Source organism: Corynebacterium sp. ES2794-CONJ1 (genome assembly GCF_025660615.1).
Classification (GTDB): domain Bacteria; phylum Actinomycetota; class Actinomycetes; order Mycobacteriales; family Mycobacteriaceae; genus Corynebacterium.
Window position 1 is genome coordinate 498,931 of sequence record NZ_JAOTIM010000001.1, and the last position, 23,604, is coordinate 522,534.

A 23,604-nucleotide genomic window follows, 5' to 3' on the forward strand; every position below is an offset into this window, starting at 1 on the left:
GATCCCTATGACCACGTTGATACATTCCCCTCTCCACCATGAACACGAGGAGTTATCTGCCACTTTTACAGCGTTCGGCCCGTGGCTCATGCCGCTGAAATACGGCAAAGAGCTAGAAGAACACCGCGCGGTACGGGAGCGGGTGGGGCTTTTTGATCTATCCCATATGGGTGAAGTATTCATCACCGGCGAAGATGCCGCCCGTTTCTTAGATTATGCCCTGGTATCTACGCTCTCGGAGATAAAAATCGGCAAGGCCAAATACACCATGATCGTCGACGAACGCGGCGGAATTATCGATGATCTCATCGTTTATCGCCTGGGAGAGCAGCGCTTTCTGGTCGTACCCAATGCCGGTAATACCGCTGTAGTGGTCGAAGAGCTCACCCGGCGCGCTGAGGGCTTTACTATAGTCCTGCATGACGCCACCCTCGAGGTCGCTCTTATCGCGGTTCAGGGACCGAACTCCGAAAATCTGCTCAAGCAGCTCGCCGCAGACCCCAGTGAGATCAGTACGCTTAGTTATTACAGCGCCACCGAGACGACGATCGCCCGCATGGATATCCTCATTGCACGCACCGGCTATACCGGTGAGGATGGTTTCGAAATCTTTCTCACCCCCGACAAGGCCCATCTGCTGTGGCCCCTCCTTATTGATAAAGGCGCGCAACTGGGGTTATTACCCTGTGGCCTAGCAGCCCGCGACTCACTCCGCTTGGAGGCGGGCATGCCACTGTACGGCCACGAATTAACCCGAGAGAAAAATCCCTATGATGCCGGGCTCGGTTTTGTCATAAGCTCCGAGGGCGACTTCATCGGTCGTGATGCTCTCCTAGCAGCACAGCACCCCACAAAAATTCTTGTGGGTATCAGTTCAACGGGCAAGCGGGCGGCGCGGGCGGGCGATCGTCTTTTTGTCGGCAACACAGACATTGGAGTTGTCACCTCGGGCCAGCCTTCGCCCACCCTCGGATATCCGATTGCCCTAGCCTATATTGAGCATGGGTATCACCACAATAAAACCCCTATAGAGGCCGAGATTCGGGGCAGACGATATCCCTTCACCACCACGCCCTTGCCCTTTTATCACCGACAACACAAGCACTAAGGAGTACACCGTGTCTCTACCTCAAGATTTTTCCTATTCAATCGAACACGAATGGATCGATCGCCTGAAAGATCAGGCCATAGGTACCACCGTTAAGGTTGGAATCACACATATCGCAGCAGATCGCCTTGGCGAGGTTGTCTTCGCCGAACTACCAGGTGTGGGTGAGGAGGTGATCGCTGGCGATATATGCGGAGAAGTAGAATCCACAAAGTCAGTATCCGATCTCTATTCCCCTGTCTCTGGCACCGTAGTCGCAGTCAATAACGATGTCCACGATGATTATTCCCTCATCAATGATGATCCCTACTCCCAGGGGTGGCTCTTTAGCGTAGAGGTTTCCGCAGTAGGAGACCTCATGACTGCCGCAGACTACGCCAAAGAAAATGGAGTGGACGCCTAGGAGCAGGTAACATCCGTGATCACCGCGAGTTATGCACTCGGTGATACGCGGTGGTAATTGGGAATTTGTGGGGTCCAGAACTAGATTGAAGAATTATGACAGCTCCGCGCAAGCCCTTCTTCCCCCCACATCTCTCGATCCGCCACTCCGATGCGCCCATCGCCATTCAGCGCCTCGGGGTCGTGGACTATCTCACTGCGTGGGAGATGCAAGCGGAGCTCGCACAGCAGCGCGCAGCTGAGGAGATCCCCGATACCATTCTGGTTCTCGAGCATCCCTCGATCTATACCGCGGGCAAGCGGACCCAACCAGAAGACCGCCCCCACAACGGACTTCCTGTTATCGACGTGGATCGCGGAGGGCGGATTACCTGGCATGGGCCAGGACAGCTGGTGGCCTACCCTATTATCAAACTTGCCGATCCCATTGATGTGGTGGATTATGTGCGTCGTGTAGAAGAGGCCCTCATAAAAGTGGTGCGCAATAAGGGCTTAGAAGGCGCTGGCCGGGTAGACGGGCGCTCGGGTGTGTGGATCCCTGGTGATCATCACTTCCACCGCAAAATTGCTGCATTGGGTATTAGGATCACGCGGGGGGTCACTATGCACGGACTAGCCCTGAATTGCTGTAATACTCTGGAGTACTATGACCACATTATTCCCTGCGGTATTGCAGATGCGGGGGTAACCACTCTCAGCGTTGAATTAGGCCGAGAGATCACTGTGGAGGAGATGATCGAGCCCACTCTCACCGCTCTGGAGCACGCCTTTGCTGGCAGTTTGGCCGTCAGTGACCATAGCTTCGACGTAGCCAGTGACCCCACGAAGACTCCACGGGCTCAAGGTTAAGGTTTCGACACATAGCGGTTTAGCTAGTACATTCCAAGGTGTGAGTACAGCACCGAACGGACGCAGATTACTACGAGTTGAAGCGCGTAATTCCCAGACCCCTATTGAGTCCAAGCCGCGCTGGATTCGCACCGCGGTAAAAACAGGCCCTGAGTACCAAGACATGAAGAAGAAAGTCTCTGGTGCCAGCCTGCATACCGTATGCCAAGAAGCCGGATGCCCAAATATCCACGAGTGCTGGGAATCTAGAGAGGCGACATTCCTCATTGGTGGTTCTAATTGCTCGCGCCGCTGTGACTTCTGCCAGATCAATTCCGCCAAGCCGGAACCTCTCGATCGTGACGAGCCGCGCCGGGTTGCGGAATCCGTGAAAGAGATGCAACTTAACTATTCCACCATCACCGGAGTGACCCGTGATGATCTGGACGATGAAGGCGCGTGGCTCTACGCCGAAGTTGTGCGGCAGATCCATGAGCTCAACCCGCACACCGGGGTGGAAAATCTCGTTCCGGACTTCTCCGGCAAACCAGATCTTCTCGCAGAGGTCTTTGACTCACGCCCGGAGGTATTTGCTCACAACCTCGAAACCGTACCGCGGATTTTTAAGCGAATTCGCCCTGCCTTCCGCTACGAGCGCTCCTTGGATGTGATCCGGCAAGCCCGCGATTATGGGTTGATTACTAAATCGAACCTCATCTTGGGCATGGGCGAGAGCCCTGAGGAAATCCGGGAGGCATTAGTGGATCTTCATGAGGCGGGCTGCGATATTATCACCATCACGCAGTATTTGCGCCCTGGACCTCTGTATCACCCCATCGACCGGTGGGTGAAGCCTGAGGAATTCATCGAGCATCGCGATTTCGCTTATGAGATCGGTTTCGGAGCTGTGATGTCGGGGCCACTGGTTCGGTCTTCTTACCGGGCTGGCAAGCTGTACGCGGAGGCCCTGGCGGCGCGCGGGGAGACTCTGCCCGATAATCTCAGCCACCTAGCGGATACCGCTACTGGGAGCACAGCGCAGGAAGCTTCGACGCTCTTGGAAAAATATGGCGAAAGCCAGGACACTCCCGTAGGATCTTTCCGCTAAAATTCCCCTATTTGACTTTTGATCGGTAATCTAGAGGACATGGCAGATCCGAAGGTATCGAAAAAAGAACAGCGCGCGGCTAAACGTGCCCAACGTCGACAGACATGGTCGCAATTAAGACAAGCCTTTAATATGCAGCGCAAGCAGGATAAGGCCTTAGTGCCTTTGATGCTGCTCAGTATCTTAGGTATGGGTCTCGTCTTCTTCCTGATCGGCGTCTTCGTCGGTGGCCAGTGGTTTATGCTCGCGCTTGGACTAAGTGCCGGTCTGGCGCTAGCAATGTGGGTTTTTTCCAGGCGCCTGCAAAATAGTGTCTATAACCAAGCCTCAGATCAGCCCGGTGCCGCGGGGTGGGCCTTAGAGAATCTGCGCAGCGGATTGGGTGTGGTGTGGAAAACCAAACCTGCTGTTGCTTCAAACACTCATATGGATTTCGTTCATCGCACCATCGGTGTCTGCGGTATCGTCCTGGTCGGTGAGGGCGAGAAGCACCGCCTCGAGCCCCTTTTTAAGCAGCAGGAAAAACGCCTGAATAGGTTGGTTCCAGGTGTTCCTGTCACCCGTATGATCGTCGGCGACGGCGAGGATGAGGTGCCGCTGCGCAAACTTCAAAGTCGTTTGGTACGGCTCAAGCGGATCTACAAAAAAGATGATGTCTACGAAATTGCCGCGCGCGTCGATGCCATGGATAAGGTTCAATCTCAAGGACTCGCGGGGATTCCCAAAGGTCCGCTGCCCAAGGGCGGGCGGGTATCTGGAATGAATAGGCGCGCTCGCCGGCACGCATCTCGGCAAGAGAAACCATAAAGAGCAATCCCTGACCACGGTCGGGGATTTTTTTAAGCCATAATGACGGCGGTTCCCGTGGCTCTATCGTGCATGCCGCGCCCATCAGTATCAACCATGGCGGCAGGCAGGACAAGAGCGGTAAAAACAGTACGGGCAAGAGCCCGCACAAAGCCAACGCGCTCATTGGCTGAATCGATACGTGCGACTCCCATGCCGAGTACCGCTTGCCCAGGGGTGCGGGCAAATAGGGTAACGGTGGTAACACCGAGCACAATGAAGAGAAGATACGTCAACGTTGCGGTGCCGCCCAACACGCTGGTGAATATATTGATAAAGGCAGCAACTATCCAGCAGCCGATCCAATCAATGGTCACTCCCCCGGCGCGCCTTATGACCGATGCTAGAGAGTTTGGGCCATGTGCTGGTAGGCCTAAGTGTTCTCCTGGCCAGCGTGCGGGGCCGTGCTCGGAGAATTCCGCGGGGATTTCGGGCCCGTCTAACCAGGACCTGCGCTGCGATTTAGACATATCTTTAATTTATCATTGCTTTGGGTAGGTCCACCCAAAAAATGAAGCTTTTTGGTCACTCGACAGAAACGTACGTACTATAAGATATGAAGGATTGACTATTCTCACCATGTGGCGGGAGCGTCCCTCGTATATCAGCATCACCCATTTAAGGAGAAACGCGTGGCTTTCACATCAGCGGAAGATGTTTTGCGCTTTATTCAGGACGAGAACGTCGAATTCATTGATATTCGCTTCACCGACGTCCCCGGTATCGAGCAACACTTCACCATCCCAGCCCATATCCTGGACGAAGATGCCATGGCGGAGGGCCTCGCATTCGATGGATCTTCAATCCGTGGCTTCACCAGCATTGACGAGTCGGATATGAGTTTGATACCCGATATCGCGACCGCTGCGCTTGACCCATTCCGTGCCGCGAAAACGCTTAATATCAAATTCTTTGTGGTTGATCCGTTTACGCAGGAACCTTTTTCTCGCGATCCACGAACGGTGGCCTTGAAGGCGGAGGAATATCTAGCCTCTACCGGTATCGCTGATACCTGCTATTTTGGTGCGGAGGCGGAATTTTATCTCTTCGATTCGGTCCGTTATTCCACCGATATCAATAGTGGTTTCTACGAGGTAGATTCGGATGAAGGCTGGTGGAATCGCGGCGCGGACACTAACCTAGATGGCTCCTCAAACCGCGGGTACAAAACCAGACTCAAGGGCGGCTACTTCCCCGTTCCTCCCTATGACCAAAGTCAGGATATTCGCGATGAAATGACGCGGACGCTGGCTCAATCTGGCTTCGCCATCGAACGCTTCCACCACGAGGTAGGTACAGGTGGTCAGCAGGAGATTAATTATCGATTCAATACTTTGCTCCATGCCGCCGATGATCTACAGACTTTCAAATACATCATTAAAAATGTCGCCTTCCGTCGCGGTAAGACTGCTACCTTTATGCCCAAGCCACTAGCTGGCGATAATGGCTCCGGAATGCATGCGCATCAGTCCCTGTGGAAAGACGGCATGCCACTATTCCACGATGAATCCGGTTATGCTGGGCTCTCTGATATCGCGCGCTATTATATTGGCGGTATTTTGCACCACGCTGGTGCGGTTTTGGCGTTTACTAATCCCACGCTCAATTCCTATCACCGGCTCGTTCCTGGCTTCGAAGCACCAATTAATCTGGTGTATTCCCAGCGAAACCGTTCGGCTGCTATTCGTATTCCTATCACGGGCTCGAACCCGAAGGCTAAGCGGGTAGAATTCCGCGCACCAGATCCTTCCGGTAACCCCTATTTTGGCTTTGCAGCGATGATGCTCGCCGGTCTGGATGGCATTAAAAACCGCATTGAACCCCATGCTCCAGTGGATAAGGATCTCTATGAGCTCCCACCTGAGGAGGCTGCTTCCATTCCGCAGGCGCCTACCTCACTGGAGGCAGCTTTGGGCGCTCTCGAGCAGGGGCATGAATTCCTTACAGATACTGGGGTATTCACGGAAGATCTTATTGAAACTTATATCAAGCTCAAATATGACAACGAGATCACCCCTGTGCGCTTGCGTCCGACTCCGCAGGAGTTTGAGATGTATTTCGACTGCTAGACGCATTTCTCTTTTCAGCTTCCCGTTATAGGCTCCCTATTTCTTCGATTTCTGGGGAAAATGGCTTTTTACTCGTCCTGTAATGGGGGGTTGAGGATATAAGAAGAGAGGTATAACTCCACTCCTGGAGTTATACCTCTCTTCTTTTGGTCGTTATTGGGCTAGAGAACCATAGCCGCAATCCACCCCGCTGCGATGAGTGGGATATTGAAGTGGAGGAAGGTGGGTATCACCGAATCTCGGATGTGATCATGCTGCCCATCAGTGTTGAGGCCCATAGTGGGACCTAAGGTCGAATCGGAGGCAGGGGAACCTGCGTCCCCGAGCGCACCCGAGGCGCCGATAATAGCGACAGTGGCCGCAGGGCTAAAGCCGAGCGTCATACATAAAGGGACATAAATCGTGGCCAGAATCGGCAAGGTGGAGAAGCTCGAGCCGATACCCATGGTGACCACTAGTCCAACCAGCAGCATCACAAGTGCAGCGAGTGCCTGATTATCCCCAATCAGTGCTGCTGAGGAATTGACTAGGGATTCCACTTCCCCGGTTGCTTTCATTACCGAGGCAAAGCCCTGAGCGGTGATCATAATAAAGCCGATCAGTGCCATCATCTTCATGCCAGCTGTGAAAACATCATCGGCTTCCTTCCAGTTCACTGCACCTGTCAGTAAGAAGATAGATAAACCAATGAGCGCACCGATCAGTAGCGAATCGGCTTCGGTTCCTAAAATTTGCATGGCCACCTGAACGAGGAAGGTTGCCAGGATAGCCCCGAGGGCGACCACGATTTTATAGCGTGAAGGTGGTGCGGTCTGTATATTTGGCGTGCTCGGCGAGGCCGGAGTTTCCGCCGTGTTCACCGTGTTCGCCGTGTTCGCGGTGGCCGCTGTGGTCTCCGCAACCGGCTGATCGCTATAGTATCGCGGCGCGCGGTAGCTGATAAAGATCGCAACGAGCAGACCCATCAACATACCGATGGCGGGAATGGTCATCACCGTCATCACGTTTAATCCGCTGGTATCAAGACCAGCTTCTTCGATATTTCCGAGCAAAATGCTCTTCAGGAAGATCGATCCGAAACCCACAGGGATCCACATATAGGTGGTCACCAACCCGAAGGTGAGGACACACGCGACCAAGCGGCGATCGAGGTTCAACTTATTCATCACCGCCAACAACGGTGGGATGATGAGAGGGATAAAAGCGATGTGGACGGGGATGAGATTCTGACTCATCACGGACATGGCAAGAATTCCGGCGATCATTAACCACTTGGTTATGGCAACGGCACGGGTGTTGGCACTGTGTGATTCACTTCCGATTTTGCCCATAATCCAGCGAGCTAAAGCTTCCGGCAATCCCGAGCTCGCGACGGCCATCGCGAAGGCTCCTAAAAGTGCGTAGCTTAAAGCAATTTTGGCGCCTCCGGATAACCCGTCCTGGAAGGCCACCATGGTGGCATCGAGGCCAATGCCCGACAGGAGTCCTCCGACGAGTGCGCCTATAAAGAGCGCGAGAACAACGTGCACTCTAGCCAGTGCGAGCAGCAACATGACGGCAACAGCAATTAATACGGCGTTCATTTAGATCAATATACACGCAGCACTGCATATTTAATATATTTATACAGCAAACTATTCGAGGGGCATCCAGAGAATTAGGGGTCTTTTTAACATGTCAAACGCTGTTTAGCGAGCTAGTTCAGCCCTGACCCCTCATAATTTTATTTGCATAATATGCAGCTTTTGACCCATTACGCTCAGTGCCCCAACCCCTTTTCTACCCCCGTAACCACGTAGTTACCCCAGAAAACCAGTCCCCACCGTCGATCTATGGAGTTTTCACCTACCCCCACCCCCACTTAACACCCCCAAGATTCTCAGCTTAAAACTGGTACACGGCACATCCCGATAGTCAATACTCCCCCGCGTTCACCTCTCATACCTGTACCAATGGGACATATATAAGACTTTTTGAGTGAAATGCTATAAAACCTATAAGTTAATAAAAATTATGACCTGTGACATCTTTCATTGGAGTTCTTCAATTGTGTTGAAGGTTATAATAAGATTCGACTTGTTAGTTAAAACATAAGACGTCAGAGGACTAACAGACATCCACAGTGCCATTGACAAGTGAGCACTATGCCTTCCTTCTCTCCAGTGAAAGGTGCCTTTATGAAAAACCAAACACGGCGCCACGCGTTGATAGCATCGCTATCCGCGCTCGCCCTCGGCTTCGGCTTGGTTCAAGCCGCCCCGAGTGCCCTCGCCGATACCTTTACCGGCATCCCAGGGCACGCCGCCAACGGGACCTATGGCTTCGATGCCAATCCCGATCCCACTGCGGACCCCTTCTTCGAAGAGCAACAGATTGCCACCGCTGGCGATAAGTACGATTGCTATCGTATTCCTGCTCTCAATACCACCAAGGACGGCGACGTCCTCGCTTCTTATGATGGTCGTCCAGCCAACTGCGGTGACGCTCCTTACCCAAATGCAATCGTGCAAAATCGCTCGACCGATAACGGTAAGACCTGGAGCGCGCAGATCGATATCGCCCCGGCAACCCTAGGCGATAAGCCCGTCGGGTATTCCGACCCGTCATATATTGTTGACCGCGAGACTGGCACCATTTTTAACTTCCACGTCAAGTCCTTCGACGCTGGCATCATCGCATCGAAGCCCGGCACGGATCCCTCTGACCGAAATATCATCCATGCCGCCTACGCTAAATCAACCGATGGTGGCCGGACGTGGATTTACGATCGTGTTATCACCCGCGATATCACCCCAGATCCTTCCTGGAAAGCTCGCTTTGCTACTTCTGGCAATGGCATCCAATTACAATACGGACGCCACAAGGGCCGCTTGATCCAGCCCGCCATGGTTATCACCAACGGTAACTACTGGAAAGCAGTCGCCTGGCTTTCCGACGACCACGGTGAGACCTGGTACGCCTCACGCCCCTGGGGCAACGGCATGGACGAGAACAAAATCGTTGAGCTCTCCAACGGCGTTTTGATGAATAACTCTCGCTCCTCCTACGGGTCCGAGCGCGCTCGCAAGATCTCCTACTCCTACGATGGTGGCTATACCTGGACGGAGCCAGAGCTCGACAATAATCTGCCCGATCCTCGCAATAACGCCTCTATCATTCGGGCCTTCCCGAATGCCCCTAAGGACTCGGCACTCGCCAAGGTTCTCCTCTTCTCCAATACCGCCTCGACGAGAGCTCGTGCCAACGGCACGATCCGCATGTCCTGCGACGATGGTCAAACGTGGCCTGTTTCCAGGGAATTCAAGCGCGAGAATATCATGTATACCAACCTGACCACTCTCGCCAACGGTGATATCGGCATACTCTGGGAAGATAACGCCCCCGGCGGAAACAATATTTACTACGGGCGCTTTAACCTCCCCTGGCTCGGAGCGAGCTGCCTCAATGTCGATAGCCCCACCAAGAGCGTTGGCGCTGGCGACAATATCACTGTTCCTGTGACCCTCACTAATACCACTGGTGTGGAAATCTTCAACCAAGCTGTTAATTTCGAAGGCCCTGCGGGCTGGACGTTTACCAGCACCCCATCTAGGGTTTCCCTCCAGCCCGGTGAGTCCACCACCGTGGAGGTCAAGGCTGTCGCTCCACTCGAGGGCAACAACGGCCTCAATGAGGTGAAGATCACGGTAGCAAACGGTCCTATCAACTCCATTGGTACCTTTGAGTTGCTCCTGCGTGATGCAACCGAAGTTGAAGTTCCTGGTCCAGGTGAATATTGGGATTTCAACGTCACCGAGCCAACAGCTTGGGCTGCTCTTACCTATCCACGCGAGAATAATGAGTGGAAAGTAGGCGAATTGGTGAACTACGAGTTCGCGATTGTCAATCCTTATTATGAGACCGCAGCTATTAAGGTCGAGCCTTCGGGCGGAGAAGGGCTCAACAACTTCGCTCGTCCCAGCGCTAGAACGTGCCGGTACTCGTCACTCAATATCATTGGTACGAAGTGCCCACTTCCCACGCACACCGTGACGGCAGAGGATCTTGAGCGAGGCTACTTCGAGACCGAAGTCACCTTCGAATACACCAATTTGGAGACCAACGAGGTCACCACTCAGACCCTCACTACTCCTCGGATTACCGTGGTTCCAGGTTCGATCATTGAACCGAATCCACGACTGGAGACGGTGCGCGCCACCATCCTTCCAGTGGGCGAACTCGCCTCTACCACAGGCGATATCACGGTGCCGGTTACGGTCCACGCAACCTCAAGCACTGGCACGATCCCTGATGGCACCGCTATCGAGCTCTACCTCAATGATGAATTGGTCAGCGAAAGCCCACTTGCAGACGGCCACGCCACCTTCTCCGTTACCGTTGCATCCGTTGAGCCGTCCGAAGAAGCTGTAACCTACTCTCTGCGGGCTCGCCCCAAGATAACTGCAGATGATATGCGCGGTGTTGATGGAACTGGTAGCTTCAGCGTTCTACCTCGCGATCGAGAGATGAAGAATACCTCCATTACACTCGGAGAACTCGCAGATCTTCCGGTGGGTTCAGTAAAGGATAACCGTATTCTCGTCAGCGCCAAGGTCCAGCACAACGGTGAAGATGCTGCCGATGAAGAAGTCACCTTCTCCTCGTCAGGATCAACGGTATCTGTTCGCACCAACTCCGAAGGTGTCGCACTGACCTACCTCACCATTGCAGAGCTCGGCCAGTTAATCACTGAAAATACCCGTATCGAGGTTACCGCTGCAGTCGCTGCTCGCGATACTGCTTCGGCGAACTACGAGGCAGCCGAAACCACTGGCAGCTTCTTGGTCACCCCGAAGGATGTTCAAGAAGAACCCGCTTCCGTTGATTGGGGCGCGATCCTAGGTGGCATTGCTACAGTGATCGCTCTGATCAGCGCTGTCTTCGCCGCATTCGCCGCAAACCTCTTCTAGGAGAACAGGCGATAGCACAGACAGTTATTAAGGGCGGGGCACTAAGAAAATCTTCTTAGTGCCCCGCCCATATAGTCTTGATCATTAGGAAGATTCTTCAACTAGCGTGCCCGGTCGCGCTTGACATAGCCCATTCGCGGTTTGAACCCCTCTGGCCTGCGCAATTGCGCCACCGCATCACCAATTACGAGACGAAAACGCGGCTGCATCCTCGGCATCTGCATCACTGAGAACCACCCAACCTCGGTGGTTTCATCATCATTGACCACAGGGACCTCATCGCCGATAACAGACAGGCGCATGGCTGTATCCATAAAGGTGCACTTATCACCGTTGGGGTATTCAATAGGCTGGGTAGCGCCCACCCCCAAAAGAGCTTCGACGCGCACATCTATCCCAGTTTCTTCCTTCACCTCACGAATAGCGGCGTGATGAGGTTGCTCCCCCGGCTCACAGATCCCTGTAACCGGAGTCCACTGGCCATCATCGGCTCGCTTGATCAGTAAGACTTCCGGCACCGCGTGGATAGGCGCCCCAGGAGGTACATCCTTGATCACCACAGCGGTGACCCCAGGAAGCCACAACATCTCATGGCCAACCGATTGTCTTAAGTGGTGGATAAAATCAGGCGTCGCCATCGGGTGATTCTTCCCCCTCCTCTTGCTGCTTATGGGCATCGGCGAGGAATTTTTTCGCAAATGCCTCGGGATCGAAATCAGTAAAATACTCGTCTGGGGCGGTGCGTTCGAGTGACATATCAAACCCTTTCCACTCTGCTTGAAAGTGATGGAGGTGGTCGGTTTAGGCGTGCTGCGCGATGAATTGCTTGACGCGCTCAGCATCATTGGGAAGATCGACAACGCGGCGCTCGGCTTGCATAATTTGGCGGAAACGCTCCGGCATTTCTGGATCTTTCCCGATGGCCTCGTTGATGGTATTGGCAAATTTCACAGGCAGAGCCGTCTCTAAACAAATAATCGGTGTGGTGATTTGATCGGCCCAATCGAGAGCCACTTTGAGACCATCCGCGGTATGTGGATCGATCAGCACGCCATAACGCTCATGGCATAGGCGAATGGTTTCTACACGATCGCTGTGGGTGGAGCGTCCGGAACGGAAACCATAGTGTCCGGTAACAGATTTCAGCGCCGCATCATCGATCAGCGAGAAGCCACCTTTTTGAACCTGGGTTCCAAAGAGCTCAGCGATGCGCTCGGCATCTCTGCCTAAGAGATCGAAGATAAAACGCTCAAAATTGCTCGCCCTCGAAATATCCATGGACGGCGAGGAGGTCTCTAGAGTGTCGGCTGCGGAGCGCACCCGATAGTTTCCGGTACGGAAGAATTCATCAAGGACATCGTTTTCATTGGTGGCCACGATGAGTGAATCGATGGGAAGCCCCATTTGACGCGCCACGTGGCCGGCACAGATATCTCCGAAATTACCGGTTGGCACGCTAAACGATACCTTTTCGGAATTCGACGATGTCACCGTGAGATAGCACGAAATATAATAAACAATTTGGGCCATTAACCGCGCCCAGTTAATCGAGTTCACCGCTCCGATGCGGTATCTTGCCTTAAATTCAGCATCACGCGAGACAGCTTTGACCACATCTTGGCAATCATCGAAAACACCATCGAGGGCGATATTGAAAATATTTGGGTCATCGAGTCCAAACATTTGAGCTTGCTGGAAGGGAGTCATGCGCCCCTTCGGGGTTAGCATGAAGACCTTGATTCCCTTGCGCCCGCGCATGGCGTATTCGGCCGCGGACCCGGTATCACCTGAGGTCGCTCCAAGAATATTGAGATGATCTCCGCGACGGGCAAGCTCGTACTCAAAAAGCTCACCGAGCAATTGCATTGCCATATCTTTGAAGGCCGCCGTGGGTCCTTCAGATAAGTGCCCAATATAAAGGCCCTCATCTAATGTGGTCACCGGAACAATCTCGGGTGAGGAGAACTTCGGGTGTGTATAAGCCCTGGCAGCGATCCGTCGTAGATCCGCTTCGGGAATATCATCAATAAAGATGGGAAGAATCTCAGCCGCGAGAGCTGCGTAGCCCTCATCGCTGAGAATGCTCCGCCACATGGTGAGTGTCTCATCGATGATCTGAGGGTATTTGTCTGGCAGGTAGAGGCCACCATCAGGGGCAAGGCCACCGAGGAGGATATCGCAGAACTTCTTGGGCTCGCGCTGAGGGTCGCGGGTCGAGATATAGTGCATGACTTTTAGCGTAGCGTCAAACTAGCCAAAGTTGGTATCCCACGGTATTTATTTTTCTCGCTAGCCCACAAGCGAAAAATTCCGACTTATTGCAGCGGAACCAATACCGCGAGATCTTTCACCTATTATTTGGTCCGCGTAGAACTTGTTGGTAGTTGTTTTTCGTTGCATTACCCTCTTGACTCTCTAGGCGGGTTAAAAAGGAGATATTTCCTGATTTTATCCTCGCCGGTTTTTTAAAGCATCAATCAAAGCGTTCACCGCAGTATCACCTAGGCTGACGGGGTCAAACACTTGAGTTGGCTCCGCTTGAGGGTGAGAGGTGTGCGGGTTATTAATGCGCGCCACTAATTGTTGGTCCTCCAGAACAAGTTCGGCTGAGGGCTTCATCCCGCTGGCTTCAACAGCTCGCATAAATGCGCGTAGTTGTTCGAGGGTGCATTGGTTGAGGTCGAGAGTAAAAGTGAGCGCCATTCTATTTCCTTATAGTCTTGGGGTTGAGCAGGTTATTCGCCGGTGGCGATGGCTTCCACTATAAGCGAGTTGAAGTGGGTAAAACATCAGGGAATTCCCCTATTTTCCACGACCGTGTTTTCCACCGCGTTCTCACTGATACGTAACTGCTCTGGCGGTAAGGAGATATGAGTAAAGCGCAGTCAGAAGATGCATCATCGTGCTTTGACTGCGCTCACGTACTGGCGTTGACCCTCAAGGAACTAGACCACTGACACATACCTGCTGCGCGGGTAATATAACAGCTCCCCTTTTTTCAAAGACAGAATTGCTTGTGGCCGAATCGTCGCAGCCTAGCGACCTCAAAGGATCCTAACGGACAACCCGATCGAGATCCGCGAAGAGATTGTGATTAAAAACGAAAGCGTCGCTAGCTTCACGCACCAAACGGTCGCGGTCATCGGCTGTGAGGTTGAGGGTATCTAGTTCCTCACGGTAGCGGTCCTTATACGGCTTGAGCTTGGCAATCTCAGGGAAGGCATAGAAGGTCAAGGCTTCATGGCCGATATTGTACTGGCGTGACATCATCCGTGCGATGACTTGGCCGCCCGAGAGATCGCCGAGGTAACGGACGTAGTGGTGCGCCACCAGGCGCGGGCCGTCAAGGGTATCACGAATATCATGAAGCCTCGCAATATACTCATTTGTTGCTGGCAGCGGGCGGATCTGAGACTTCCACGTGGCACCGGTGAGCACTTCAAGATCTTTGGCAAGCTTGTCAGTGCGGTTGAGAACTGGATCTAACAGCGCCCCGGCGAAACCACTCTCACGGATTGCATCTGTTGCCTCTTCTAAAGCTTGGTAGAAGAGATATGCCTGCTGTTGTAGGGCGATAAAAGCGGCTTGATTGAGGTTTCCACCAATGAGGTCGTCCATATAGGACGAGTGTTCCGCTTGTTCGTGAGCGGCTGCCGTTGATGACTTCAATTCGGCAGATAGTGGGGCCGTGGTGGTGGTCATGGAGCTCCTTTTGGTTGAAATAGTGCGAGTAATGCTGGAATCCTTGTCAGCCAAACCTCGTAGACCATGAGCTGACAATCCAACGCTAGCCTAACTTAGGTAAGCCTTCATTACTATCATCTCTTTGGTTGATTCTTCCCTGCCACCAAAGGAGAAGAATAAGCCCGTTAATTAGTCTTGGTGATCTCCTAAAGACTCGCCCCAAAATACTTCGTCGACAATATTGTGCGCCCTGCGCGTTAGCTTTAAATATTCTTCTAAGAAACCCTGGGAATCCTCCGGATCCCACCCTGCAGCGCCTGCCACCTGGGCTAAACCAGGACCGGGAGGAGGGAGTTGATCGGCGCGTTTGCCGCGCACGAGGACCGTGGCATTGCGAGCATTCGTAGCCATGGTCCACGCATCAACGAGCTGGCTAACCTTCGCTGGACTAATGAGCTGGTGCCTAGCAATAACCTCCAGAGCCTTAAGGGTCGAGGGGGTTTTTAGATCTGGATAGGCATCAGCATGCATCAAGGTCAATAACTGCACAGTCCACTCGATATCACCCAAACCACCCCGACCGAGCTTTGTGTGGGTGTGGCGATCGGCCCCGCGCGGGAGGCGCTCATGGTCAATTCGTGCTTTCATGCGGCGGATATCGCGAATCACGGACTGATCCACCCCGCCATCGGGATAGCGGAAACGATCGACCATAGCGGTGAAATCTGAGCCTAATTCTGCATCCCCCGCTACCCAGCGCGCCCGTAATAGAGCTTGGATCTCCCAGGTCTCACCCCACCGAGAATAATACTGGTGATAGCTTTCCAAGGTACGAACAACTGCGCCCGAGCGCCCCTCAGGGCGAAGACCAAGATCGACATCCAAGGGTGGATCACCGGAGGGTTTAGCCAATCGCTTGCGCATCCTTTCACATACCCCACCAGCCCATCGGAGAGCCTCATGCTCATCGGATCCGTCGTTCGCGGCAGATACAAACATCACATCTGCATCAGACCCATAACCTAACTCAGCACCACCTAGACGCCCCATCCCGATGACTGCGATTCGTGCGGGCACCACTCCATCGGGAGGCATACTAGCGGCAATCTCTGCCTGTAAGGCCGCCTCGAGCACGGCTGTCCACACTCCGGATAATGCTTGGCATACCTCTACAACTTCCATCAATCCCAGAAGATCTGCACTAGCGATACGGGCTAATTCACTGCGCCGTAAACTCCGCGCGACCTGGATTGCTCGCTCGGGATGCGTCTGGCGCGCAGCGGCGCGCACTAAGGCCTGAGAAACACTACCGGGTTTAACCTCGAGGAGTTTCGGCCCCGTCGCCCCATCGCCGAGCTGTTTGATGATATCAGGGGCGGAAATAATGAGTTCAGCGGTAAAGGGAGAATTGCCGAAGATATGCATCAACCTTTTGCCCACAATTCCCTCGTCGCGCAAAAGCCGCAGGAACCAGGTGCGATGCATAGCCTGTTCTGAGAGCTTCCTGTAGTTCAGCAGCCCTGCGTCAGGGTCGGCACTACCGCTCAGCCACTCCAGGAGAGTGGGAAGGAGCATCGCCTGAATCTTAGCGCGCCTAGTATTTCCAGCTGCGAGCGCTTTGAGGTGTTCGAATGCCCGCGCAGGTGATTTATAGCCAAGAGCGGCCAACTGCAGCTGCGCTGCCTCTGGGGATAATTTGATCTGATCAACGGAAAGGTTGACCACCGAATCAAGCAGTGGGCGATAAAAAAGCTGACGGTGCAATGTGGAGATTTTCAAACGTACCGTGCGCAACTCTTCTAGCATCGCACCCGTGGAGCTAGTGGTGCGGCTATTAAGCAGGGAGGATTGAAATCCTGCTGCTCGCGCCAGCCAGCGCAGCGCATGCTTCTGCTCAGCAGCTGGCAGAGTATGGGTCCGCCTGACTTTCTGCAATTGAAGGCGATGTTCTAAAAGCCGAAGAAATTCATAGCACTGGATGAGTGATCTTCCGTCTTCGCGGCCAATATAGCCTCCGGTTATCAGCGCATGAAGGGCATCGACGGTAGCAAGGGTTCTTAAGCTTTCATCGGAGCGACCGTGAACTAATTGGAGGAGCTGGACAGCGAATTCCACATCGCGCAAACCTCCCTCCCCCAGTTTGAGTTCGCGCTCCTTAAGCTCGTCGGGGACATTATCTAAAACGCGACGCCGCATTGCTTGAATATCACCGACGAAATCCTCCCGTTGGCTAGCCGACCACACCATCGGTGAGAGCTGCTCACTATAGGCATGTCCTAAGGCCATATTTCCCGTCATGGGGCGATGCTTGAGAAGGGCCTGAAATTCCCAGGTCTGCGCCCAGCGCGAATAATAAGAACGATGGGATTCCAGGGTGCGCACCAAAGCGCCGCGTTTGCCCTCGGGGCGCAGGGCAGCATCGACGTCGAAGAAACACCGACAGCCGGTCCGAATAAGCTCGCTGGCGGTGCGGGTGGCATGGGTATTGGCTGGCTCAGCAACAAAGATGACATCAACATCAGAGATATAGTTCAATTCCCTAGCACCGCATTTACCCATGGCCATCACCGCCAGCCTGCTGTCTACGGGAAGATCGTTATAAACAGATCGCACCGCAACAGCGAGCGCTGCCGTGAGAGCGGCATCCGCGAGATCACTGAGTTGGTGGGTAATCGTGCGAAATTCTATGCGCGGTTGGGATCTCTTCCCGCTTTTTCCTGCAAAAGTCCCCGCCACATCGTGCGCGGCTATCCTCATGAGCAGGCCGGTATAGGCGGTGCTTAAGGCACGCTCGGCTGATTGCCCTGCGAAGGCTGCCCGATAGGTGCCCGGCCTATCGAGAGAAGTCGTGGCGGGATCTATATACTCGTCACCTTCCTCCACCTCGAACTCAGCTGGTTGCGCCTCAACGACACTTAAAAGAGTATGGAACATCTCTGTGCGCGTGGGGGCCTCGTTGGCGAGACTTGGCCACGATGCCGGGTTGGCAATGAGGTAGTCGCCCAATGCTGCCGAGGCCCCTAAAAGACAAAAAAGCCGCATCCGGAAGGTGGCGTTCTCACGGATCTCTGCTGACAGTTTCTCGCTATCGTTTTCTTTCTCTTTCAGGTCTTTTAGCGCGGCGAAAAGCCTCACCAGGGAGTTGAGTGCCAGCTGCGGATCTCCCACACCACCTAAATCCCACAAAATATCGAGCGATTGCTCGTTCCACCAGCCGAGATCGAGAAGGTCTTGGTGCGCATGCGGGCCACTCAAACTCAGCACTGCCAGTGATGGGAGTGCGGAGCGCGCTGCAGCGATATGGGATACGGGGGTGTGTTGGCTCGTATTCATTGCGAATAGTCTTTCTTTGCCTGGGGCTGGGCCTGGGGCTGGGCTGGGCTGGTGCTAGGCTGGGCCTGGGGCTGGGTGAAGAAGAGAGTGGTTATACTGCATCCCTGTTGACCCAGTCGTCCCAGCAGTTCCAATCGCCTCTGTCGCTCTTGTGGTTCTCATTGGCTCTGTCGACCCTGCCCGTTGTGCCGAGAGAAACTAGAACATGAGACTGTGCTTTAGTTCCCAGCTAGTGATCTGACGCTGATAGTCATGCCATTCGCTCCACTTATTGCGGAGGAAATACTCGAAAACATGCTCACCTAAAATATCGGCCACAAATTCCGAACGCTCCATCGTACGCAGCGCTTGGTCGAGGGAACCAGGAAGATCACGGTAGCCCAAAGCGATACGCTCGCGGCGGCTCAGCGCTGCAATATCATCCTCAGCAGGCTCAATGAGTTCATAGCCTTCACGGATACCCTTCAATCCAGCCCCTAAAAGAACCGCGAAGGCAAGATAGGGATTCGATGCTGAATCTGGGGTTCTAATCTCTACCCTGCGTGATTGTTCCTTAGCCAACCGGTAGGTGGGCACCCTCACCATTGCTGAGCGATTACTCACCCCCCACGTCGCGGCGGTGGGCGCCTCATTACCGAAGAGCAGGCGCTTATAAGAATTAGTCCACTGATTAGTGATCGCTGAGATCTCATGGGCGTGGGTTAAAATGCCGGCAATAAAATGCTTCGCAGTCTGCGAAAGCGAATACTCATCATCAGGATCATGGAAAGCATTAACATCACCTTCAAATAGCGACATATGCGTATGCATAGCAGAACCCGCATGATCTCTAAAAGGCTTGGGCATGAAGGTAGCACCCACCCCATTGCGCTGGGCTATGAGCTTGATTAAATAGCGAAACGTCATAATCGAATCCGCCATAGTGAGAATATCCGCGTGACGGAGGTCAATCTCTTGCTGCCCAGGAGCGGTCTCATGATGAGAAAACTCCACCGGAATACCAATCTCCTCCAAAGCAATCATCGCATCACGACGAAACTGTGGAGCGATATTATAGCTCGACTGATCAAAATACCCACCGTTATCCGTAGGCACAGGAGACTGCCCATCAACCCTCAGTTCTTCCACAAGGAAAAACTCCAACTCCGGACTCACCGCACACTCAAACCCCTCCTCCGCAGCAGCGCGTACCTGTCGACGTAGTACCTGGCGGGGATCCGCACACGAGGCCTTACCATCAGGGGTTAGAATATCGCAGAACATACGCGCAGCTTGGAAACGCGAATCCTCGCCGTTAAAAGGCAGAAGCTGGAATGTCGATGGATCAGGCATCGCGATAGTATCGGACTCCGATACTCGACTAAAACCCTCGATCGCTGACCCATCAAAACCAATACCCTCAGCAAACCCAGACTCGAGCTCCGCTGGGGCCACAGCCACCGATTTTAAAGAACCAATGATATCGGTAAACCACAAACGTACAATCCTAATATCGCGCTCTTCTAAGGTACGCAGCACATATTCCTGTTGAGAATCCATGAACAATAGCTTAACGCCTGACTTCTTTCCAGGCGATAGAGAAAGTGCCAGATTCTGGGGGTACGCCCTTTGCGGTGGTTTTTGTTTTGCTCGTGCGAGCTACATATTGAAGCCGATATCCCCTGAGCGTGGGATTTATTTGCGCCATACGATAGTTTCTAAAAGAAAAGTACAAAACTCAAAGGTTTTTCTTAGAGACTTCCGTGAAATTGACTGCCGTCATACTAAATGGTTGGTAATTTACTGCGACATACTGGTAGCTAATCTACAGTAAAGCTTACGGTGCTCGTTTGCCTAGTTTTGCACGATGTGCAAAAACTAGGCACGCCTCCGGGCGGCACAGTCAAGGAGTTTGTTCACACTTTGGTTCAACCAGAGCTTGAGGTGGCAAATTCGAGAAAGGAACCCGTGAATTATCCCAGGCCCTTAGGCGTCTCAGATGCCAGATCGTTTAGGGTATTAACTACTCTGCTATCGATTCTAGCGGTGTTTTTTACAGCCCTCTATGCTGTACCATCGGCCCGCGCTCAGGGCATGGATCGAACTGACCTTTACGTTAAGGAAGTCACCCTCGAACGAGGATCAGGTCTCACTCCAGATTCGCCCCTCACTGTTGGTGAGAGCGTCAAACTTTCCATGACGTGGGATGCCAGTGCGTACGCCGGCACCCCCGAGGAGGCCAAACCAGGAGACTTCATTACGTTCGAACTGCCTTCATGGGCAGCCTTCCCGGAAGCTTCAGTAGCAATGATAGACGCCACGGGGGATCCCATTGCCGACTGCATTCAAGAAAGCAAAAAGGTAACTTGCACGTTTACCAGCTTTGTCACGGATAAGCAAGAACTTAAAGGCGGCTACGATTCAAATATCTTCTTGGTAAAACAAGAAACAATCACCGATATTTCCGTACCAATCGGAGGTTCGGGTGCGACCATTGATCTGAGCTCAATCGCAAGCGATAACTCAATCGCTAGCGGGATCAAACCCAAAGTAGATGCCCCAAAAACGGAACCGGCATTAGACAATCCAGCAAAGAAAGGTACCTATCAAGGAGTTACCGGCTCTAGCGGCGGTGAAGCCCGTATAGTGTGGAATATATACGCCCCGGGAACCGGCTCTGATGTTGTTATCACCGACGCCTTCGACAAACCTATCGAGCGCGACGAATCTACCGACACGTCGACGTTGCAACAGTCCGTCTCCGTTTTAAGACGCAATAAAGAGACCGAACCATCAGAAGGGGGTTCCTGGGGACTTGTATCAGAGGGCAAAGGAACTGCCACCGAACTAACCACAGGTGAATTCCGAGTTGAGTGGTCTATCGACGATCAAGGCCGAAACGTTGCTCGTATAAGGATTTTGAACACTGAAGATAACTATCGTTATCTCGCGCAGATTCGCACCACGGTGCCACCCACGTTCCACCAGGCGGGTGATAAGGTCAACAACACCGCTACCGTTGATGATACGGAGGTCTCGGTTTCCCTTACTGCTAAGAATGTAATTTCCGCGTATGGCTCCGGTCAAGAGGGCTTCGGTAACGTTAACCTGTTCAAGAGCGTGAACGGCGTCGCAAATAACCTACTCCCCAGCGACTATCAAGCAACGTTTAACGCAACAATCACCGAACCAGGTGAAACTCCCAGATACGAAACCCTCACCGCTGGCGAGGGCGAGGAAAACGCAGCCAAACTCGAAAACCTACCTGCCGGCACTGAAGTTCACATTACTGAGACGATCCCGGGCGACATTCCCGGATACACTGCCAGCACACTCGTTTTCGGCGAAGGCAAACTAGGCACCACTGGCCCTAACGATGACGTTGTCATCGCAGCTGACAAGCAATCGGTCACGTTCACCGTGCGCAACAAGGGCGTCACCGAGATCAACGCCACCAACACATTCAAACCCGCTCTAACTAACATCACGGTTCAGAAAAAAGTGTCAGGTGCAGAAAGTGCTGAAACAGACACGAAGGCCTTCGCCTTCACCTATACCTGCGTCAAAGATGGAACCGAAGTCAAAACAGGCGAGCTCACCATCATAGGAGCCAATCAAGAAGAAATCACAAACGTCCCCCTCGGTGCTACCTGCTCCGTCATCGAAGATCGAGATGCCGCTGAAATCCCCGGATTTATCCTCAAGGTCACCGGTGGTAAAGACATAAAGGTTGCCGTAGATACCCCACCCGTTGTAATCACCAACACCTATTCAGATAGACTTTATGCAGTAGGTGATTATGTCTGGATTGACACCAACCAGGATGGTCAACAAACACCAGGTGAGAATCCACTGGAAGGTGTAAAAGTCACCCTCATCAGTAGTGATGGCACCACCCAAACCACCACAACAGACCAGGACGGCCGCTACATTTTTGACAGCCTCCCAGCCGACACTTACCAGGTTAAGTTCGAACTCACCGATGATCAAAAAGAGATCTACTCTTTCACGTCCTTTACCACAGGGAGCGATCAGTCCGTAGACTCCGACTCCAATACTGATCCCGCACTGTTGGGGACGAGCGCCAATTTCGAACTCGGCCCCGATAACCCCAACCTGCAAAGTGCAACGGAATACACCGACCAGCCCTTCAGCGCCACCGGGGGTATCGATCCCACGTGGGACGCCGGTGTCATCGACATGGGTTCGATAGCACTTATCAAGCACGTTGAAGGTCCAGCCTCCCTGAGCTCAGGCTCGTCCTCACAGGATTACGAATACGCCATGCAGGCAACCTGGATGGATAAAAATACCCAGAGCGAGAAGACCCTCGACTTCACCATCAAAGAAGACGAGCGCTTCACCTTAGAGAGCCTGCCGGTTGGCACCGAAGTAACGCTCTCAGAGACGCTACCTGAAGGTTCCGCACTCGTCACCTGGAATGCACCAAGATTTAGCATTCTCGGGGATTCAGATCAGGCCCTCGTTGAAAACGCAGACGGAAGTGTGACGGTATCTATTGAACCCAACACCGCCAACGAGCCTCTGGAGGTCGAGGTACTCAACACCTCCTCCGTACCGTGGTGGTGGGGACTAGTCGCCGCGATTTTGCTGCTCATCCCAGCAATCCTCGCAATTTTGCCTCATCCGGCACCATTCTGGCCAGCGGCGCACCCAAAGCCGGCCCTCCCAAAAACGCACTCCAATCAGCCTCTCAAAAAGGGCATTGTCAAGCACATAGCTGTTGAGCAAAACCAAGCGTCGTAGGCACGCTCGAGCTATTCTCGCAACAATTGGCGCCCGCGTCCTGTGGCTCATCCTTGCAGGACTCATCGTGGCATTTGGAGGCATGGCCTTGACCACCACTACGAAAAAGAGCTCATAGTCCCCGTACCTTTATCTGAAAGGGCTAAGAGCCGTCAAACAAAGCAGGGATGATGCGATCGAATTCGATTGCATCATCCCTGCTTCCTATCTAGTCAGCTACTCCCTCCTGTGACTTACGAAATTGCACAGAACTGCTATCCATCACCACCAATACACCTCAAATTAGAAGAAACACCATCTACATCCCCGCCGCCATAGAAAGGACCAGCATAGACAACCCGAACCTACTCTCCCACACCTCCCTCTCAATGCCCCCAACCACGCACAGTTAATATTGATCACTTATCGCTGAGATCTCATGGGCGTGGGTTAAAATGCCGGCAATAAAATGCTTCGCAGTCTGCGAAAGCGAATACTCATCATCAGGATCATGGAAAGCATTAACATCACCTTCAAATAGCGACATATGCG

The 23,604-nt window shown here is 53.2% G+C and carries 18 protein-coding genes and 1 pseudogene; 9 read left to right on the top strand and 10 right to left on the bottom strand.

The window, feature by feature from the left end; genetic code table 11:
• Positions 1–7: 7 nt before the first annotated feature.
• The 5 genes from gcvT (at position 8) to N7326_RS02295 (ending at position 4,253) form a co-directional block, all read left to right on the top strand.
• Positions 8–1,108, top strand: a complete 1,101-nt coding sequence (gcvT, locus tag N7326_RS02275; protein WP_259080372.1) for a glycine cleavage system aminomethyltransferase GcvT — start codon at positions 8–10, stop codon at positions 1,106–1,108.
• A gap of 10 nt (positions 1,109–1,118) precedes the next feature.
• Positions 1,119–1,511 carry a glycine cleavage system protein GcvH gene (gcvH, locus tag N7326_RS02280; protein WP_259080370.1) on the top strand — a complete coding sequence of 131 codons (393 nt, stop codon included), beginning with the start codon at positions 1,119–1,121 and terminating at the stop codon, positions 1,509–1,511.
• Between the two features lie 95 nt (positions 1,512–1,606).
• Positions 1,607–2,359, top strand: a complete 753-nt coding sequence (gene lipB / locus N7326_RS02285) for a lipoyl(octanoyl) transferase LipB (protein ID WP_259080368.1) — start codon at positions 1,607–1,609, stop codon at positions 2,357–2,359.
• 40 nt (positions 2,360–2,399) lie between these two features.
• Positions 2,400–3,446, top strand: a complete 1,047-nt coding sequence (gene lipA / locus N7326_RS02290; protein WP_259080366.1) for a lipoyl synthase — start codon at positions 2,400–2,402, stop codon at positions 3,444–3,446.
• 39 nt (positions 3,447–3,485) lie between these two features.
• Positions 3,486–4,253 carry a DUF4191 domain-containing protein gene (locus N7326_RS02295; RefSeq protein ID WP_259080362.1) on the top strand — a complete coding sequence of 256 codons (768 nt, stop codon included), beginning with the start codon at positions 3,486–3,488 and terminating at the stop codon, positions 4,251–4,253.
• 32 nt (positions 4,254–4,285) lie between these two features.
• Here the strand turns inward: N7326_RS02295 and N7326_RS02300 are convergent, their stop codons facing one another.
• Positions 4,286–4,762, bottom strand: coding sequence for an RDD family protein (locus N7326_RS02300; RefSeq protein WP_259158714.1), 477 nt, complete (start codon positions 4,760–4,762; stop codon positions 4,286–4,288).
• A gap of 162 nt (positions 4,763–4,924) precedes the next feature.
• Here N7326_RS02300 and glnA point away from each other — a divergent pair, with 162 nt between their 5' ends.
• The gene (gene glnA / locus N7326_RS02305; protein ID WP_259080358.1) at positions 4,925–6,361 is read left to right on the top strand and encodes a type I glutamate--ammonia ligase; all 1,437 of its coding nucleotides are present in this window, start codon (positions 4,925–4,927) and stop codon (positions 6,359–6,361) included.
• A gap of 161 nt (positions 6,362–6,522) precedes the next feature.
• Here the strand turns inward: glnA and N7326_RS02310 are convergent, their stop codons facing one another.
• Complete coding sequence (locus tag N7326_RS02310; protein ID WP_259080357.1) at positions 6,523–7,944, bottom strand: Na+/H+ antiporter family protein; 1,422 nt, start codon at positions 7,942–7,944, stop codon at positions 6,523–6,525.
• A 594-nt stretch (positions 7,945–8,538) separates the two neighbouring features.
• On the opposite strand from N7326_RS02310, the gene N7326_RS02315 reads away from it, so the two are divergent.
• Positions 8,539–11,310 carry an exo-alpha-sialidase gene (locus tag N7326_RS02315; protein WP_263088085.1) on the top strand — a complete coding sequence of 924 codons (2,772 nt, stop codon included), beginning with the start codon at positions 8,539–8,541 and terminating at the stop codon, positions 11,308–11,310.
• 101 nt (positions 11,311–11,411) lie between these two features.
• On the opposite strand, the gene N7326_RS02320 is transcribed toward N7326_RS02315, so the two are convergent.
• From N7326_RS02320 to N7326_RS02350, 7 genes are all read right to left on the bottom strand, one after another.
• The gene (locus N7326_RS02320; RefSeq protein WP_259080353.1) at positions 11,412–11,948 is read right to left on the bottom strand and encodes an NUDIX hydrolase; all 537 of its coding nucleotides are present in this window, start codon (positions 11,946–11,948) and stop codon (positions 11,412–11,414) included.
• A complete protein-coding gene (locus N7326_RS02325) occupies positions 11,935–12,066 on the bottom strand; it encodes a hypothetical protein (RefSeq protein WP_263088086.1) in 132 nt (43 codons plus the stop codon). The genes N7326_RS02320 and N7326_RS02325 overlap by 14 nt, the downstream gene beginning before the upstream one ends.
• A gap of 45 nt (positions 12,067–12,111) precedes the next feature.
• Positions 12,112–13,539: a threonine synthase gene (gene thrC / locus N7326_RS02330; protein WP_263088088.1), complete on the bottom strand. Its 1,428-nt coding sequence runs from the start codon at positions 13,537–13,539 to the stop codon at positions 12,112–12,114.
• A 219-nt stretch (positions 13,540–13,758) separates the two neighbouring features.
• Positions 13,759–14,013: a hypothetical protein gene (locus N7326_RS02335; protein WP_259080347.1), complete on the bottom strand. Its 255-nt coding sequence runs from the start codon at positions 14,011–14,013 to the stop codon at positions 13,759–13,761.
• Positions 14,014–14,364: 351 nt separating this feature from the next.
• Positions 14,365–15,012, bottom strand: coding sequence for a biliverdin-producing heme oxygenase (locus N7326_RS02340; protein WP_259080346.1), 648 nt, complete (start codon positions 15,010–15,012; stop codon positions 14,365–14,367).
• 171 nt (positions 15,013–15,183) lie between these two features.
• Positions 15,184–18,327 (bottom strand): bifunctional [glutamine synthetase] adenylyltransferase/[glutamine synthetase]-adenylyl-L-tyrosine phosphorylase, encoded by a 3,144-nt coding sequence (locus N7326_RS02345; protein WP_263088090.1) that lies wholly within the window; start codon positions 18,325–18,327, stop codon positions 15,184–15,186.
• Positions 18,328–18,525: 198 nt separating this feature from the next.
• On the bottom strand, positions 18,526–19,866 hold the full coding sequence (locus N7326_RS02350) for a glutamine synthetase family protein (RefSeq protein ID WP_259080341.1): 1,341 nt from the start codon (positions 19,864–19,866) through the stop codon (positions 18,526–18,528).
• A 408-nt stretch (positions 19,867–20,274) separates the two neighbouring features.
• Here N7326_RS02350 and N7326_RS02355 point away from each other — a divergent pair, with 408 nt between their 5' ends.
• The gene (locus N7326_RS02355) at positions 20,275–23,073 is read left to right on the top strand and encodes a DUF5979 domain-containing protein (RefSeq protein WP_263088091.1); all 2,799 of its coding nucleotides are present in this window, start codon (positions 20,275–20,277) and stop codon (positions 23,071–23,073) included.
• Positions 23,051–23,191 (top strand): hypothetical protein, encoded by a 141-nt coding sequence (locus N7326_RS02360; RefSeq protein WP_259080339.1) that lies wholly within the window; start codon positions 23,051–23,053, stop codon positions 23,189–23,191. Before N7326_RS02355 ends, N7326_RS02360 begins: the two co-directional genes overlap by 23 nt.
• 273 nt (positions 23,192–23,464) lie before the next feature.
• Here N7326_RS02360 and N7326_RS02365 read toward each other — a convergent pair.
• Positions 23,465–23,604, bottom strand: a pseudogene (locus N7326_RS02365) (glutamine synthetase); the annotation flags it as partial.

Coding starts and splice junctions, on each gene's coding strand:
- gcvT (WP_259080372.1), top strand. CDS start 8: ATGACCACGTTGATACATTCCCCTCTCCACCATGAACACGAGGAGTTA.
- N7326_RS02335 (WP_259080347.1), bottom strand. CDS start 14,013: ATGGCGCTCACTTTTACTCTCGACCTCAACCAATGCACCCTCGAACAA.
- lipB (WP_259080368.1), top strand. CDS start 1,607: ATGACAGCTCCGCGCAAGCCCTTCTTCCCCCCACATCTCTCGATCCGC.
- N7326_RS02310 (WP_259080357.1), bottom strand. CDS start 7,944: ATGAACGCCGTATTAATTGCTGTTGCCGTCATGTTGCTGCTCGCACTG.
- N7326_RS02350 (WP_259080341.1), bottom strand. CDS start 19,866: ATGGATTCTCAACAGGAATATGTGCTGCGTACCTTAGAAGAGCGCGAT.
- N7326_RS02340 (WP_259080346.1), bottom strand. CDS start 15,012: ATGACCACCACCACGGCCCCACTATCTGCCGAATTGAAGTCATCAACG.
- N7326_RS02320 (WP_259080353.1), bottom strand. CDS start 11,948: ATGGCGACGCCTGATTTTATCCACCACTTAAGACAATCGGTTGGCCAT.
- N7326_RS02315 (WP_263088085.1), top strand. CDS start 8,539: ATGAAAAACCAAACACGGCGCCACGCGTTGATAGCATCGCTATCCGCG.
- N7326_RS02300 (WP_259158714.1), bottom strand. CDS start 4,762: ATGTCTAAATCGCAGCGCAGGTCCTGGTTAGACGGGCCCGAAATCCCC.
- thrC (WP_263088088.1), bottom strand. CDS start 13,539: ATGCACTATATCTCGACCCGCGACCCTCAGCGCGAGCCCAAGAAGTTC.
- N7326_RS02325 (WP_263088086.1), bottom strand. CDS start 12,066: ATGTCACTCGAACGCACCGCCCCAGACGAGTATTTTACTGATTTCGAT.
- N7326_RS02295 (WP_259080362.1), top strand. CDS start 3,486: ATGGCAGATCCGAAGGTATCGAAAAAAGAACAGCGCGCGGCTAAACGT.
- N7326_RS02345 (WP_263088090.1), bottom strand. CDS start 18,327: ATGAATACGAGCCAACACACCCCCGTATCCCATATCGCTGCAGCGCGC.